Genomic DNA, 16,077 nt, shown 5'->3' with positions numbered 1-16,077 from the left:
ATCTGGCATTTGGATAGAAAGGGGTAAGGACCATGCTGAATAAAGCGATGAAAAATCTCGATAAATCTCTTTTGTGGATCACCCGATTTGCACACTTGAATGCACTATTCCTGTTATACACATTGTTAGGCCTGATTGTGGCAGGTGCAGCCCCGGCAACGATTGCTGCTTTACAGGTATCCCGCCGGCTCTTGAATGGAGAGGAAGTGAAGCTGCACCGCACTTTCCGCCAAGCGTACAAACAGGAATTCTGGTCAGCGAATAAGCTTGGGTGGCTGCTTTTGGGAACAGGTTTCATCCTATATACCAACTATTTGCTTATCAGGCAGGCAGATGGACAGTTATTCTTCCTGGTGCCTTTCCTTTTCTACGTGCTCATTTTCTGCTATATGACAGTTGTGTTTTGGAGTTTCCCGCTGCTGGCGCATTATAAAGCAGGTACATTTCAGATTGTCAGGAATGCATTCATCATTGGACTGACGAGATTCCATATGACACTGTCGATCGCGGTACTCCTGTTTGCGCTTTTGTACCATAGCATCGGCTTGCCGGTGCTGCTTTTGTTCTTCTGTTTCAGTGTCAGCGCGTTCGGCTGGATGTGGCTGAGCATGAAGGTGTTCAGGACGATGAAGCAGCAGGAACGATTAGCTAGCTAACCCATTTCTGATAGATTGGAGCGATAACCATGTCGACAAAACTGATCATCCAAGCAGATGTCACGGAAGGGAAAATAAATAAGAATATATATGGCCATTTCGCCGAGCATCTGGGCAGAGGCATTTATGAAGGGATCTGGGTCGGGGAAGATTCCCCGATTCCGAATACAAAGGGAATCCGCAATGATGTACTGGAAGCTCTCCAAAAGCTTCATATCCCTGTCTTGCGCTGGCCAGGGGGCTGTTTTGCCGATGAATATCATTGGAAGGATGGCGTTGGGCCACGCGAACAGCGTAAGCGGATGGTGAATACCCATTGGGGCGGAGTGGTGGAGAATAACCACTTCGGCACAAATGAATTCTTCACGCTTTGTGAGCTGCTTGGAGCCGAACCATATATTTGCGGGAATGTCGGCAGCGGGACTGTCCAGGAAATGTCCGAGTGGGTCGAGTACATGACATTCGACGGGGAGTCACCAATGACAGCTTGGCGCCGGGAAAACGGGAGAGAAGAGCCATGGAAGCTCAAGTATTTCGGCGTCGGCAATGAAAACTGGGGCTGCGGCGGTAATATGCGTCCGGAATATTATGCGGATCTGTACCGCCGCTACCAGACATATGTCCGTAATTATGGCGATAACCAGCTGTATAAGATTGCTGGCGGGGCCAATATCGATGATTATAAGTGGACGGATACGCTGATGAAGGAAGCAGCTGCATTGATGGATGGATTGAGCCTGCATTATTATACGATCCCAGGTGATTTCTGGCTTGGTAAAGGATCTGCCACTGATTTTACCGAAGACGAATGGCATTTGACGCTCAAGCGTGCGCTGTTCATAGAGGAGCTGATTGAAAAGCACGGTACCATCATGGATAAATATGATCCCGGGAAACGAGTCGGATTGATCATTGATGAGTGGGGAACCTGGTTCGACCCGGAACCTGGCACCAATCCAGGCTTCCTGTACCAGCAGAACACCATCCGTGATGCATTGGTTGCCGGTGCCTCACTCAATATTTTCAACAACCATAGCGATCGGGTCCAGATGGCGAATATCGCACAAACGGTGAACGTCCTGCAGGCGATGATCCTGACGGAGGGGCAGGAGATGATCAAGACACCGACTTATCATGTGTTTGACTTATATCAGGTCCATCAGGATGCAGAGAGGTTATCTTTCCATTTGGAAACGGATGAAATAAAACATGGCGAGCTTGCGTATCCCTCTGTCACCGCATCGGTATCGAAAGGGCCGGATGGCAATATTCATATCAGCTTCTGTAACCTGAGTCATACAAATGAGGCAGCGGTAAATACGGAGCTGCGGGGTGCAGCATTAGGATCGGTAAGCGGTAAAATCCTTACAGCTGACAAAAAAGACGCCTTGAATACATTTGAACAGCCTGATGCTGTCAAGGCAGTGCCATTTACGAATTTCACGGAGAAAGATGGCGGACTTCATGTTGCATTGCCGCCGATGAGTGTAACGGTATTGACGATCGAGGAGGGTGCCTGATGCAATTATCAGCCGATATGCTGACATTGGCAGAGGAATTCGGGATAAGCCCGGACACGTTTCCAAAACTGGAGGTGGAAGCAGGAGCTCTGACATCCGTCGGTTCTTATCTGAAGGATAAAGGCTGGGATAAAGCTGTCCTTATAATGGATGCCCAGACGAAAGCAGCCGCGGGTGATCGGCTGGCTGCACTGCTCGAGGCAGAAAGCGTACATGTCCATGTCATCGAGCTTCTCGCAAATCAGCATGGGCAAGTGAATGCTGATGAAGCTTCGCTTATCCAAGTTCTTGTAGAAACACCGATGGATACGGATGTGCTGCTGGCAGTAGGTGCTGGAACGATTCATGATATCACTCGATTCTGCAGCCTGAAGCTATCTGTGCCTTTCGTGGCGGTGCCGACAGCGGCATCGGTCGATGGCTTCACCTCCAAAGGTGCGCCATTGATTTTACGGGGAGTGAAGCAGACAATCCAGACCGCCGCCCCGGTGGCAGTATTTGCCGACTTGGATGTGTTATGTGCTGCTCCCGGGCCGCTTACTGCTGCCGGATTTGGAGACCTACTGGGTAAATTCACTTCATTGCTTGATTGGGAGATATCCGCAAGCGTCGGAGGGGAACCATATAATGCCTTGGCTGCCAGGATGACGCGGCATTCTCTTGATACCTGTGTCGATCATATTGAGGAAATAGCCAAAGCGGATGAAGCAGGCATACGGATCCTGATGGAGTCTTTGATCGAGTCTGGTCTCGTCATGCAGATACTGGATTTTTCCCGCCCAGCCTCCGGAGCAGAACATCATTTGTCGCATTATTGGGAAATGCATTTGCTCAAAACGGATAAACGTCAGCTTCTGCATGGAGCCAAAGTCGGGGTTGCTTGTGCCATTATCACGGAATTGTACAAAAGCTGGGCTGAACAATTCGATGTTTCGGAAGCAGAGGGGGAAACAGGAGCGGGATTGCGGCACAACTGGGAAGACATCCGTTTGAAGATTGCGTCACTGCCGACAGCTGAAGTCCTGCGATATTATCTGTACCAAGTCGGGGCACCAGCTTCGAGTCAGGAGATCGGGATAGATGATGAACTTGTGCAAGATAGCTTGAATGAAGCTTACCATCTCCGTGATCGATGCACCGGGCTGTTCCTCATCAACCAATTCAAGAAAGAGCAGATCAGCTACCCGCTGCAGGATCGGATTGGCAGCCGATGACATGCCAGGCATGCCCGCAAAGAAAAACGTATTCCGCAGAGGAAGCAGCGGCACTCGCGGCAGAACAATTGGCATTGGAACCCGCGCTGGCCGAAGAAGCGATCGTGACCGCCCGTTTAGCGGTCTGCTCGGATTGTCCATCCCTTACATCGATGCATACATGTGCGCACTGCGGCTGTTTTGTCCTTTTCCGGGCCTCCCTACCGGATAAACGCTGCCCAGCTCCTGACGGGGATCGCTGGCAGCAGGTATAATCTAAGAAAGGAGGCGAACGGAATGACTTTTTATCAAGGAATGGATAGCATTCTATTTGATTTGGACGGTACGGTATGGAAGGATTTCACATTGATCGATGGAGCTGCCGAGACCATCCATGCCCTGCAGGAAGCAGGTAAAAGAGTGGTCGGGCTCAGCAACCGCGGCACACATTCGCGCCGGCAGATAGCTGCATATTTTCAGGAACATGGCATCCAGTGGGAGAAGGAAGATATCATCCTATCCTCATTTCTCGCAGCTGATTACCTGCAGACGCATTACCCGAAGCTGCCTGTGTGGGTTCTTGGAGAAGAAGGGCTGCGCGAAGAATTGACGGAGGCGGATCTGACGCTTGCGGCAAAGCCCGAGGAAGCTGATTGGCTTGTCATATCCTTGCATACTGGTGTGACGTATCATGATTTGAATCAGGCTTTCCGTGCTGTCATCCATGGTGCCAGGATCCTTGCTACCAACCAGGATCCCGTCTTCCCGGGAAAGGACGGTCTGCAGCTGGATGTAGGCGGCTTGATCGGCGCCATCGAAGCGTCGACAGGCAAGAAGACGGATATCATTGTCGGTAAGCCATCGCACTTCATGTATCAGAAGGTCATGCAGCAAGCAGGCAGTGAGCCGGAAAAGACGCTGATCGTGGGGGATAGCCTGACTTCCGACATAGCGATGGGCGCCATGTTCGGCTTGAAAACAGCATTGGTGCTTACCGGCAATACAACAAGAGAGCAGGCGGAGATTTCGAGTATCAAACCGGATCTGATCCTGCCATCCATCAAGGAGCTTCCATTCACTTAAGAATACGGAGGAGATAGGATGAATATAACGACGGCTGAACCGATTGAAATTCATATGAAACAAGGAGAGAATATGGAACTGCCACAGACGGTCGACGTGCAAATGGACGGAGGAGTGCAAGGGACTTTTCGAGTCACTTGGCCGGAACTGCCGGATACGAGTAAGGCAGGAACATATGAGGTGGAAGGTACGATCGAATTGGAGGAATTCCCGGAGCCGTTCATTGAGCAGCGGGCCGATCCATATATCTTGAAGGCGGAGGATGGATTCTATTATTTCACCGGTTCTTATCCGAAGTATGACAGAATCGTCCTTCGACGGTCCAAAACCCTGGAAGGACTGCGCGGGGCGGAGGAACATACAATTTGGCAGGCGCATGCATCCGGGATAATGTCGGAGCATATTTGGGCGCCGGAGCTGCATCACATCGACGGAAAATGGTACATACATTTTGCAGCGGGAGATAAAGATGATGTCTGGGCAATACGTCCATATGTACTGGAATGCACAGGCGATCCGCTGACAGATGAGTGGACCGAAAAGGGAGCAATCAATACGGATTTCCAAAGCTTTTCTTTGGACGCCACAACTTTTGCACATCAAGGCAAGCGATTCCTGGTCTGGGCCCAGAAAACGGAGAACGATACAATTTCCAATCTTTATATCGCCGAAATGAAAAATCCTTGGACACTAAAAGGTGAACAAGTGCTGCTGGCAAAACCGGAACATGACTGGGAAAGAGCGGGATTCGATGTGAATGAAGGCCCGGCGTTCCTGCATCGCCACGGCAAAGTATTCCTGACATTCTCTGCAAGCGCAACGGATGACCGCTATGCGATGGGTCTTTTATATGCAGATGAAGATGCCGATTTGCTCGATCCGGCCTCTTGGACGAAGCTGCGTGACCCTGTATTGACAAGCTCGGAGAATACGGGCTTGTACGGACCGGGACATAATAGCTTCACCGTGACAGAGGAAGGCATCGATCTGCTTGTCTATCACGCCAGATCATATAAGGAGATTGAAGGCAACCCCTTATATGATCATAACCGTCATGCCCGCATCCAGCCTTTCTTCTGGAAGGATGGAATGCCCTATTTCGGTGAACCGGGATTCAAGCCGGAGATTACAAGCAAATGGAAAGCTACCCTTATCATTGAATGACAGCAAGCCCTTATACATTTGTATAAGGGTATTTTTGTGTCCAATTTGTGAATCGGAAAAAACGTTTTCATTTTTTAAAAGAAGGAATCATGATTGACTTTGCTGATGAACTTACATAGAATAGTAATCATTCTAACAAAAGTACTTTAATTTGAGTACTTTAAATAAACTAAACGAATGGATGAATAGAAGGAAGGATACAAAGATGAAATTTAGCCAGTTCTTAAAAAATAAAGGTGCTATTGCAGCTATTTTCATGGGAATCTTATATGCAATTTTCATGCTCGGGATTTTCCTGCCAGGTTATTCGGCAATTCCAGGCAATGTAGACCAATTAAAGGTCGCCATCATCAATGATGACGGCGGGGAGGTTGGTTCGGCCATTGCAGACCAGCTATCGGAAAATCTGCCTTTCCAGGATATCGAAACAGATTTGACGAATAAGGAAGCGTTAAAAGATTTGGAGAAAAACAACTTAGCCTTGGTCGTACACATCCCTGAGAATTTCTCGGAGAATGTACAAAGCGGAGAGACATCCTCCAGTATCGATTTTACGATCAACGAAGCTGGGGCAACCACAGTTTCTTCCACAATGACCCAAGTCGTCGGACAGATCAATGATCAATTGAGTGCACAATTCTCCAAGCAGACTGCTGAGGGTGTATTGATGAACTTCCATGTACCGGAGAATCAAGCTGCTGCTTTGAGTGATAAAATTGAAACTGCATATCAAGGAAACATCGTGACGATCAACGAAATGCCGGATGGTATGAATAACAACATGCTGCCTATGTTCTTGACAATGGCTGGCTATGTCGGTGCGATGATTGGTGCGATGCAATTAGTAGGGGCATTTAAAGAAAGTAAAGGAAAAGCAAGCAGAACGCGTCTATTCCTATATGTTCAACTGACAGCATTGATGATTGCGGTATTGGGCGGATTGGTTGCGACGGGAATCGTCTATTTGGTGAATGATCCAGGCGGCGATGTATACTTCGGTATGCTGGGGCAGCAAATCTTGAACTATATGGTATGCTTCAACTTCACAGCAATCTTCATCTTTTTGCTTGGTCAAGGCGGTATGCTGTTGAACTTGCCAGTATTGCTGACGCAGACATTGGCGAATGGTGCCACTATCTCCCGTGATATGATGTATGCTCCATATGAATGGATGAGTCATATTTCACCTATGTATTATTCTGTTCAAGCTTACTTTGCCAACCTATTCGGAAGCACAAGTCCAAGTCCATTCATCTGGTCGATGGCTGCAGTGGGAGCAGCAGCGATGCTCATTAATATCATCATCGTTGCTTTCCTGCACAAAACAAAAGCCGATGAAGGCACCAATGCCGATGAAGGGACAGAAGTTATTAAAGCGACAGTTTAAATTTGATATAATAAGATCATTCTGCTTGAGGGAGCAAAGAGAATGTCCATTCAAATTTTCATACTCAGCAAATTAATGGAGGATAATACGTATCCTTACAAATTGAAAAAGCAGCTATCAGAGCCTATCCCCTTGGATAAGCTTGGCGGATTGACAGAAAGCAAACTTTACTATCATTTTGATTCGTTAGCAAAGCAAGGATTGATCGAGGCGGTTGAAATCATCAAAGAAGAACATCGTCCCGATAAGCAAGTATTCCAGATTACAGCTAAGGGTCGCCAAGAGCTGCCGAAAAAGATTTATAAGGTCATGAAAAATGCAGAGAAGATAAGTGACATGGTTGTTTGCTTGGCTAATATCAAATATGTCGATCGGGATAAAGTTGTAAGTATCCTGGAAGATAAGCTGGAAAAGATTACGGAGCGCTGGGAGGAAGTCCAAGCATACGATAAGCTTGTCCAAAGGGATGAAGATAAAGAACAGTTCATCGATTTTGTCAGCGGCTATGTAACGACAAGAACTGAACATACCATTCATTGGATGAAAGAATTGATCAAGCGAGTGAAACAAGGGGATTTTTAAATATTGTTTGGAATGCACCGCAGAAAGCCTATGGCTTTTGCGGTGCATTTTTTTGGGATGATAATGTTCAGCCGATACAAAACATATTAAATATAAAAACCGAACATTTACGGATTTTTATTTTAGTTATTTAAGTTATAGTTCGGCTTTTGGTTAGTTAATTATAGATTTTCTATTGACTTTCTTCGTCATGATAGTTAAATTAATCTTAATTGTTGAAATTTTTATTAAACGGAGGCGTTTTTTTCTGTTGAGTGCATACGAGCAAATCAGGAAGTTGGGGGAATCCATTTACGCAAACCCGGAGTTGGGGTACAAGGAGGATCGCACTAAACAAATTGTGATCGATTTTCTGAAGGACTGCAATCCGGAAAGCATCATTCAGGAGTTCAGTACTACTGGTCTGCGGACGACACTTGGAGAAGGGAAGCCTATGCATATTGCTTTTTTGGCTGAGCTGGATGCCGTCTATGCACCTTCACATTTCCGCTCAGACCCAGAAACGGGAGCAGCTCACAACTGCGGCCATTACACGCAAGTTGCCATCGCACTGGCACTTTATCGGCAGCTAGTCGAAGCGAAAGCATATGAACAATTCGATTTCACGCTGAGTTTCATTTTCGTTCCGGCTGAGGAATACCTGGACCTTGCTTATCGTGATGAACTGATCCAAAAGGGCGTCATCACCCATTATGGCGGCAAACCCGAAGCGATGAAGCTTGGTATTTTCGATGATATTGATGTGAGCATCTGTGTTCATGCAATCGGCGGGGAATTTGCGAAAAGGACGATTGAAATCGATTGTGATTTAGCAGGATTTTTATATAAGCGATACACGTTCAAAGGCAGATCAACGCATGCCGGTTTCGATCCTTTTTCTTCCATAAACGCTTATAATATGTCCACTTTGTTCCACACGGCGATCAGTTTAGGGCGTCAACAGCTGGATGAAAAGGAAAAAGTCCGTCTCAATCCGATAGTGATGGAATCGGATATGTCGACGAATGTCATCCCGAATCATATTAAAGTCGGCACGGATTTACGTACACTCTCAACTCCGTATATGCAAACTGTCGCAAAGCGCTTGGATGCTGCAGCACAAGGCAGTGCAATGGCACTGCAGGGCGAAGTGGACATCGATACACAAATGGGGTATCTGCCATTCCAGCAGGACCGTTATTTGTCCACCTTCGTAAAAGCTGCTTTTGAAGAGAATGAACAAATCGAGGCGATTCTCGAGGGCAACAGCATCAGTGCTGCTGGCGATATCGGGGATCTATCGTTCATGATGCCCTGCATCCAAATCGGCTACAGCGGTTTTACCGGTACGATCCATGGTGATGATTTCATCGACATTGATCCGGAATATATCTATGAAATCTTTCCGCGATTCCTATACCAAGTACTGGAAAAAATGAATGGCAAGATTGATAGAAGCAAGCTGTATAAAAGGACTTATCAGCAGTATGTAAGGCAGATCCAAGACATTTTGGGGGAGAAGGGGGAATATGGGATTGAAGCGTAATTATGCCATTTTACTTATCTTTGCACTTATCGTCATTACCGCAGCAGAAATGATCGGGACACAATCCTTATCATTAGGTGCATTCTCCATTTCTTTGCTGCCGCTTGCTTTTGCTATTTTGATTACGATGATTCTCGGCTTGCCGATATTTCGCAAAGGATTCCTGCAAAAAATATACAGCAAGGCGAACGTTCAATTCTCCAGCAAGTATCTGATTTTCATCATGCTGCCGCTGATGGCTAGATATGGGGCAGATGTCGCTCCCCAGCTAAAGGAAATCCTGAATGTCGGTTGGGTCTTCATTGCCCAGGAACTCGGCAATCTTGGAACGGTGTTATTGGGTCTGCCTGTGGCGCTGCTGATAGGCTTGCGCCGTGAAGCAATCGGGGCGACGCTCGGTCTTGGGCGTGAAGGAGAGCTCGCTTACATCTCGGAAAAATACACACTCGAATCAAAAGAGGGACGGGGGAGTGCTGTCGCTCTATATAATCGGGACGCTATTCGGGACCATTTTCTTCAGCCTGATTGCGCCGATCATGCTGGATATCGGCTTCCGCGTGGAAGCATTGGCGATGGCATCCGGAGTTGGCTCCGCGAGTATGATGACTGCTTCCTCTGCTACATTGATCGAGCGTGTCCCTGAAATGGAAAGCACCATCCTTGGATATGCTGCTGCAAGTCAATTGCTTACAAGCTTCCTGGGAACATTCACGATGGTGTTCCTAGCCGTACCGCTGCAGCGTTTCCTTTACAACAAACTGACAAAAAAGAAAAAACAGCAGGGGGTGCCACCCGATGTCCATGCAGCTGAATAAATACGTGAAATATGGACTTATCATTTTGCTTAGTGCGGCTTTGATCCTATTCACCCAGCAAATCAAGCTGCTGAAGAACCCTGATTCCACACCAGTCGAATGGATGACAATCATGGGGCTGCTGACATTATGGTTATTTTCGATGATTGGTGTACTGCTGTCGGATTTGATGAAAAAAGCACCTTTGAAGTTTCTGCGGGAATTCCCGATGCTTGGATGGGTAGCTGTCACATCCCTTATTCTGTGCATGTGCTTTGATTTCTTTGTCGAGGCAATCGGCTATGTTGATTTCCTTTCCATTACGACTCCGATTCTCACATTTGCCGGGATTTCAGTGGTGGATCGTTTGGTCGATTTGCGCAAGACGTCCTGGAAGGTCGGTATCGTCGCGGTGTTCGTCTTTACGGGGACATATGTCGGGAGTGCGCTGCTATCAGAGCTGGGTCTGTTTCTGGCAGGCAAATGAGCTGGAGGGTATCCTCCAGCTTTTATTCGTTTAACGTCAATGGTCGAGAAAAATAGGGGATTGGGAAGGATTATTGTCTGTATGGATATAATATTTCCTCTAGGAGGGAGTTGATTTTCGTGTTTGCCTATCGAAATGATGTCAGGAAAATTCTCATTCCTTATTTGCAGGAGCTCACGCCGAAGCAATGGAATGCGAATGCTTATCCTAATACAATTTCCTGGGTAATCGAGCATATGGCGCAGACAGAAGATTATTGGATATTTCAGATTGGTTTTGGTGAAAGCAGCAGAGTGGTGGTGATTTGGATGTTCAAAATCGAATTGTTCGTGCACAAGCTATCTGCATCTGTTGTTTTCTATCGATGTCTGTTGGGGAAGGGATGCACCGCGCATGACGAGAAAAGCGCCCTATTTAAGGCTGAAGGTAGCGGGTCCCTATTGCTTACAGACGAAGCTGTATTGCATGCTGATCACTATTTTGCTTCAATGGCTGAATCCAGGAAAGGCAAAGGTGTGGAACTGATCCTTCCTGTCGATGACGTGGAGATGGTATACAACAAATTCAAAAATATTTACCCAGACCATATTGAATCGAAAATCATTGCCCGGCCATGGGGAAAGCTTGATTTTCGAGTGATTGATCCGGACGGTTATTATGTGCGGGTGACTTCATGAGATTTTTCGTGTGATTGCTCGAAAGGCATCCTGATCGTGATGAGCTATGCGTCAGCGATTAAAGTTTAACAGAGAGTGACACTTTCTCCTGGGATTAATCTTTTTCGTTTTTAGGAATATGCCAAAGTCATTCTGTTTGACAAAAAGCAAACCAGTAACTATATTGATTACAAGTAGCGGTGATAAGTACATGAATGTGGAGGTTATACATATGAAAATGCTGGTAACTGGCGCCACTGGTAAGCTTGGCAGCAAAGTTGTAAAGAAACTGATGGAAACGGTTCCTTCGGAGAACATCGCGGTAAGTGTCCGCAATCCAGGGAAAGCAGATTCCCTTCGTGCCAAGGGAGTGGAGGTGCGCCGCGGGGATTTCGATGAACCCGCTTCCCTGGATGAAGCGTTTGCCGGAATCGATCGTCTTTTGCTCATATCCGCAGATGGAGACAATGAAACACGGATTCGTCAGCATACACAAGCGGTGGAGGCAGCTGTAAGGGCAAATGTGAAATTCATTGCTTACACAAGTCTTGTAAATGCGCAGGAAAGTGATTTATTCCTGGCTCCGACGCATAAGGCAACAGAGCAAGCAATCATGGATACAGGGATTCCTTATGCTTTCCTGCGAAATAATTGGTATTTTGAGAATGAAGCGGCAAGTGTTCAAGGTGTGCTGGCTGGTGCACCGTGGGTAACGTCTGCGGGAGATGGGAAAGTAGGCTGGGCCCTGCAGCAGGACTATGCTGAAGCTGCAGCAGCTGTACTGACCGGGGAAGGTCATGAAAACAAGATTTATGAGCTTTCCGGCCCACTGCTTAGCCAGGAGGAAATCGCCGCAGAAGCAGGGGAGGTCCTTGGCAAGGATGTCCAGCTGCAGCAAGTCGATGACCAAGCATATGCACGAATCATGAAAGAAGCAGGTGTTCCGGAGTTCCTTCTTCCGATGCTCGTCGATATCCAAAAAGGAATCCGGGAAGGTGCCTTGGAAGTACCAAGCGATGATTTTGAAAAATTACTTGGCAGACCATTGACACCGCTTCGTAAAGGAATCGAGGCAATAAAAGAACAAGCTTAGAGGGAAGCTGGCTTATGGGCCAGCTTTTTATACATGATTTTTCCTTATTTGGCTCATCCTAAAGCTTGTGCAAGGGAAAGGCGGCACGAGTATGAACTTGTTTAGGAGGATGAAGATGGGAATCTTGAGCGGAAACCCGCAGGATGAGCCATTGCATTATGGTGAAGTATTTGGGTTATGGTCATTTGTTCTGGCAGGAAATAAGATGATTGCCAATCATCAAATGCTTTTGAATCATGTCGGCGATGACGATTTGAAGAAATTGCTTGGTGAAGCAATTGATGGAGCGCAGGCAGAGGTCAAGCAGGTATCGGAAATACTGAGGGCAAATGGCGTCGCACTGCCTCCGGCAGCACCGGAGCCGCCCAAAGTGGATCTTGAATCGATCCCGGTCGGTGCGCGTTTTATCGACCCGGATGTAGCAGCTACTGCATCGGCAGGTGTTGCTGCCGGCCTTGTCAGCTGCAGTACGATGATGGGGCAGGCCATCAGGGAAGATGTAGCTATGATGTTTGGACAGTTCCATACAAATAAAGCGATGCTAGGTGCAAAGTTCCTGAAGCTACTGAAGGAAAAGGGCTGGTTGATCCCGCCACCATTGCATCAGGAGAAAAAGGACTAAAGCGAGGCAGCCGTACAGGCTGCTTTTTTGCTGTTTTCCCCAATGGTATCATAAAAGATACTATGCCACTTTTAAGTGCGTACTTGTTGAATCATATAAAAAACTTGATAATGGATGGCAGGGGATTTAGGGGAATACGAATCCTGAATGGGGAATAACGGAGGTTTTACGGAATGAACGTATTAGTAGTCAAAGCAAATAACCGCCCGGCTTCCGAGGCGATTTCCAGTAAAATGTATGAAACTTTCATGCATGAAATTGAAGGTGCGGAAAATCTTTCTGTCACTACTTATGATGTGTTCGCAGAGGATACACCATACTTCGGCCAAGAGTTGTTCGATGCTTTCGGTAAAGTACAAAACGGTGCGGAACTGAATGATACAGAGCAGCGTCTGTTGGCTGCAAAACAAAAAGCGATGGATCTTTTGACAGCAGCTGATGTTGTTGTATTTGCATTCCCGCTTTGGAACTTGACGATTCCAGCTAAATTGCAGACATTCATCGATTACGTGTATGCTGCTGGTTTTGCATTCAAGTATGATGCAGAAGGCAACATGATCCAATTGATGACTGATAAGAAAGCGATCTTCCTGAATGCACGCGGAGGCGTATACTCTGCACCTGAAGCTGCACCGATGGATATGTCCCTGAACTACATGCGTAATGTATTCGGTGGTATCTTCGGAATGGAAATCATTGACGAAGTGATCATCGAAGGACATAATGCTTCTCCTGACCAAGCAGCATCCATCATTGAAGCTGGTCTTGCACAGGTGAAAGAAGCAGCAGCACGTTTGAAAAATCAAGTATAACCCATGAAAAAAGATGAACTGGCGACAGTTCATCTTTTTTATTTTGCTTCCGCTTGCTCATTTTTCTTTGATTGTTTATGAATCGTATGCTTGGCTCCCCATTCATGCATCGCATGCAGAATCGGTTCGAGGCTTCGTCCGTAGTCAGTAATGGAATATTCGACTTTCGGAGGGACCTGTGCGTAGACCTTGCGCTCGATGATGTCTTCTTCTTCCAATTCACGCAGCTGGTTTGTCAGCATCTTCTGCGTGATACCGGGCAAACTGCGTTTCAATTCATTGAAGCGCTGCGTGCCATTCTTAAGCAGATGCAGCAGGATGACGGGTTTCCATTTCCCGACAAGGATACCTAGTGCATCTGTCACCTTACACATTTCCGGTTCAATTTCTGCAGGCATTTCTTTCATCTTCCTATCCCCTCTCCACAGTATCTTTTTTTATACTATACCACTTTCAAGTGCGTACTTTCCAATAAGTGAGCTTTGGAGGATAATGGTTTTACAATAAGTAATGGGAGACAGGAATATGGAAAAATATCGTATCGATCCAAGTAAAGGGATGGAATTCGGCATCTACACATTAGGGGACCATTTGGCAGATCCGCGAACAGGAGATCGGATCTCCGCCAAGGAAAGGATCCAGCAGATCATACGTCTGGCTCAGCTGGCAGATCAGGCGGGGATCGATTTCTTCAGCGTTGGTGAAAGTCATCAGCCCTACTTTGCATCCCAGGCACATGCTGTCATATTGTCAGCTATCGCGCAAGCAACGGAAAAAATCAAAATAGGGAGTTCCTCGACTATCATCAGTACCTCAGATCCCGTTCGGGTGTATGAAAACTTTGCAACGATCGACCTGATATCGAATGGAAGGGCGGAGTTGATTGCCGGCCGTGCATCCCGGGTCGGACTGTTTGAATTGCTGGGCTATGACCTGCATGATTATGAAGCGCTGTTTGAAGAAAAGTTCGATCTGCTTCTTCAAATAAACGAGGAAGAAATCGTCAATTGGAGTGGGGAATTCCGCAGGGCATTGCGAAACGCAGAGGTGCTGCCTCGGCCAGTCAATGGCTCTTTGCCGATCTGGCGTGCTGTTGGAGGAACGCCAGCCAGTGCCATAAAAGCAGGCCACGCAGGAGTTCCGATGACAGTAGCCATGCTTGGCGGCCCAGCTAGCGTATTCAAGCAAACAATCGATGCTTACCGGGAAGCATTGACGGCACGTGGATTTGATCCAGCCCAGCTGCCGGTGGCAACGACCGGCTTCTTCTATGCGGCAGAAACGACACAGGAAGCACTGCGCGATTATTATCCGCATATCAATGAAGGTATGAAAAAGACAAATGGCCAAGGATTCCCGAAACAGTTATTTGCCCAAGGCGCCGATCATAGGAGTATAATCAATGTCGGCAGTCCGCAGCAGATCATCGAGAAAATTCTTTACCAGCATGAGCAGTTCGGACATCAGCGTTATTTGGCGCAGCTCGATTTTGGCGGTGTACCTTTTGAAAAGATGGAGCGCAACATCGAATATATCGGTTCGGAAATCCTGCCGGCAATAAGGAAATATACAAAACAAGGAGGTGCGGAGAAATGAAAGTCGTAGGTATTTCAGGCTCGATTGTCGGGTCGAAGACAAAAGCGGCATTGTCTTTGCTGTGGGAAGAAATGGTCAAAGCCTATCCGGATGCGGAACATGTTCTATTGGATTTGGCAGATTATGAGCTTCAATTCAGTGATGGGAGAAACTACTTGGACTATCCAGGTGATACGGGATATGTGACCAAGCAGATCATGCAAGCTGATATCCTATTTATCGGTACGCCGATTTTCCAAGCATCCATTCCGGGAACGCTGAAAAATGTATTCGACCTCCTGCCCCCGCAAGCATTGCGTGATAAGGTTGCAGGTATCGTGGTCACTGCCGGATCCGCCAAGCATTTCCTCGTGGCAGAGCAGCAGCTGAAACCAATCCTGTCCTATATGAAGGCACATCTTGTATCGACATATGTCTTTGTGGAAGAAAAGGATTTCCTGAACGGAAAAATCATGAATGATGATGTGCATCTCCGGCTTCAGCGGCTGGTTGAAGATGCTTTTGACTTGGCGGAAGCACAAGCAGCCGTGCGAGCGAAAAAAGAAGCGGAATATGATTTTTAAAGTGAAGGCTCCCTTATCGGGAGCCTTCTGCGATGGAATGATGCACTGTTTTGTTTCCAATGAAATGATGTATGAATGTATGGATGTTCCTGGAATCAGTCATGATATACGTGGAAATATGATGTAAGAGCGAGTACATGAATGAAGGATGGTCGCGCCGCCGGGATCACCTTTTTTATAAGCATGTAAGAGGGATATACATTTCATCATGAAGAACATACAGCATCTTCCTCCCTGCCATTATACTTGTCTCACTTATATTGTAAGGGGTTTGATTATAGGTTGATAGGGGGTTAATTTGTAGTTCCGAGGGAGAATATGTCGAAGTATGGAAGAATGTTTTA

17 protein-coding genes and 1 pseudogene are annotated in these 16,077 nt (G+C 46.9%); 17 read left to right on the top strand and 1 reads right to left on the bottom strand.

Going from position 1 to position 16,077, the window contains the following annotated elements; genetic code table 11:
* Positions 1–32 precede the first annotated feature (32 nt).
* The 15 genes and pseudogenes from MHI54_RS05345 to MHI54_RS05275 all read left to right on the top strand — a co-directional run bounded on the left by MHI54_RS05345 (position 33) and on the right by MHI54_RS05275 (position 13,574).
* On the top strand, positions 33–656 hold the full coding sequence (locus MHI54_RS05345; RefSeq protein WP_340082545.1) for a DUF624 domain-containing protein: 624 nt from the start codon (positions 33–35) through the stop codon (positions 654–656).
* A 29-nt stretch (positions 657–685) separates the two neighbouring features.
* Positions 686–2,176 (top strand): alpha-N-arabinofuranosidase, encoded by a 1,491-nt coding sequence (locus tag MHI54_RS05340; RefSeq protein ID WP_340082544.1) that lies wholly within the window; start codon positions 686–688, stop codon positions 2,174–2,176.
* Positions 2,176–3,390, top strand: coding sequence for a sn-glycerol-1-phosphate dehydrogenase (locus MHI54_RS05335; protein WP_340082543.1), 1,215 nt, complete (start codon positions 2,176–2,178; stop codon positions 3,388–3,390). Before MHI54_RS05340 ends, MHI54_RS05335 begins: the two co-directional genes overlap by 1 nt.
* A complete protein-coding gene (locus MHI54_RS05330; protein WP_340082542.1) occupies positions 3,387–3,644 on the top strand; it encodes a DUF6171 family protein in 258 nt (85 codons plus the stop codon). The genes MHI54_RS05335 and MHI54_RS05330 overlap by 4 nt, the downstream gene beginning before the upstream one ends.
* A 22-nt stretch (positions 3,645–3,666) precedes the next feature.
* Complete coding sequence (locus MHI54_RS05325; RefSeq protein WP_340082540.1) at positions 3,667–4,452, top strand: HAD-IIA family hydrolase; 786 nt, start codon at positions 3,667–3,669, stop codon at positions 4,450–4,452.
* Positions 4,453–4,470: 18 nt separating this feature from the next.
* Positions 4,471–5,616: a family 43 glycosylhydrolase gene (locus MHI54_RS05320; RefSeq protein WP_340082538.1), complete on the top strand. Its 1,146-nt coding sequence runs from the start codon at positions 4,471–4,473 to the stop codon at positions 5,614–5,616.
* A 205-nt stretch (positions 5,617–5,821) separates the two neighbouring features.
* On the top strand, positions 5,822–7,003 hold the full coding sequence (locus tag MHI54_RS05315; protein WP_340082535.1) for an ABC transporter permease: 1,182 nt from the start codon (positions 5,822–5,824) through the stop codon (positions 7,001–7,003).
* Positions 7,004–7,045: 42 nt separating this feature from the next.
* On the top strand, positions 7,046–7,585 hold the full coding sequence (locus tag MHI54_RS05310; RefSeq protein WP_095215101.1) for a helix-turn-helix transcriptional regulator: 540 nt from the start codon (positions 7,046–7,048) through the stop codon (positions 7,583–7,585).
* A 250-nt stretch (positions 7,586–7,835) separates the two neighbouring features.
* The gene (locus MHI54_RS05305; RefSeq protein ID WP_233134868.1) at positions 7,836–9,110 is read left to right on the top strand and encodes a M20/M25/M40 family metallo-hydrolase; all 1,275 of its coding nucleotides are present in this window, start codon (positions 7,836–7,838) and stop codon (positions 9,108–9,110) included.
* A pseudogene (locus MHI54_RS05300) lies at positions 9,094–9,925 on the top strand (DUF3100 domain-containing protein). The gene MHI54_RS05305 and the pseudogene MHI54_RS05300 overlap by 17 nt, the downstream one beginning before the upstream one ends.
* Complete coding sequence (locus MHI54_RS05295; protein ID WP_340082534.1) at positions 9,906–10,391, top strand: hypothetical protein; 486 nt, start codon at positions 9,906–9,908, stop codon at positions 10,389–10,391. Before MHI54_RS05300 ends, MHI54_RS05295 begins: the two are co-directional and overlap by 20 nt.
* Before the next feature lie 119 nt (positions 10,392–10,510).
* Complete coding sequence (locus MHI54_RS05290; RefSeq protein WP_340082532.1) at positions 10,511–11,068, top strand: hypothetical protein; 558 nt, start codon at positions 10,511–10,513, stop codon at positions 11,066–11,068.
* Between the two features lie 211 nt (positions 11,069–11,279).
* A complete protein-coding gene (locus MHI54_RS05285; RefSeq protein WP_095215096.1) occupies positions 11,280–12,140 on the top strand; it encodes an SDR family oxidoreductase in 861 nt (286 codons plus the stop codon).
* 115 nt (positions 12,141–12,255) lie between these two features.
* On the top strand, positions 12,256–12,762 hold the full coding sequence (locus MHI54_RS05280; RefSeq protein WP_095215095.1) for a DUF3231 family protein: 507 nt from the start codon (positions 12,256–12,258) through the stop codon (positions 12,760–12,762).
* Between the two features lie 173 nt (positions 12,763–12,935).
* Positions 12,936–13,574, top strand: a complete 639-nt coding sequence (locus MHI54_RS05275) for an FMN-dependent NADH-azoreductase (protein WP_095215094.1) — start codon at positions 12,936–12,938, stop codon at positions 13,572–13,574.
* 38 nt (positions 13,575–13,612) lie between these two features.
* Here the strand turns inward: MHI54_RS05275 and MHI54_RS05270 are convergent, their stop codons facing one another.
* On the bottom strand, positions 13,613–13,981 hold the full coding sequence (locus MHI54_RS05270; protein ID WP_304442494.1) for a helix-turn-helix domain-containing protein: 369 nt from the start codon (positions 13,979–13,981) through the stop codon (positions 13,613–13,615).
* A 118-nt stretch (positions 13,982–14,099) separates the two neighbouring features.
* Here MHI54_RS05270 and MHI54_RS05265 point away from each other — a divergent pair, with 118 nt between their 5' ends.
* The gene (locus MHI54_RS05265; protein WP_095215093.1) at positions 14,100–15,170 is read left to right on the top strand and encodes an LLM class flavin-dependent oxidoreductase; all 1,071 of its coding nucleotides are present in this window, start codon (positions 14,100–14,102) and stop codon (positions 15,168–15,170) included.
* Positions 15,167–15,733: an NADPH-dependent FMN reductase gene (locus MHI54_RS05260; RefSeq protein ID WP_095215092.1), complete on the top strand. Its 567-nt coding sequence runs from the start codon at positions 15,167–15,169 to the stop codon at positions 15,731–15,733. Before MHI54_RS05265 ends, MHI54_RS05260 begins: the two co-directional genes overlap by 4 nt.
* Positions 15,734–16,077: the final 344 nt, after the last annotated feature.

The organism is Terribacillus sp. FSL K6-0262 (genome assembly GCF_037977385.1).
Lineage (GTDB): Bacteria > Bacillota > Bacilli > Bacillales > Amphibacillaceae > Terribacillus.
This window is presented reverse-complemented; position numbering and strand designations above follow the sequence as displayed.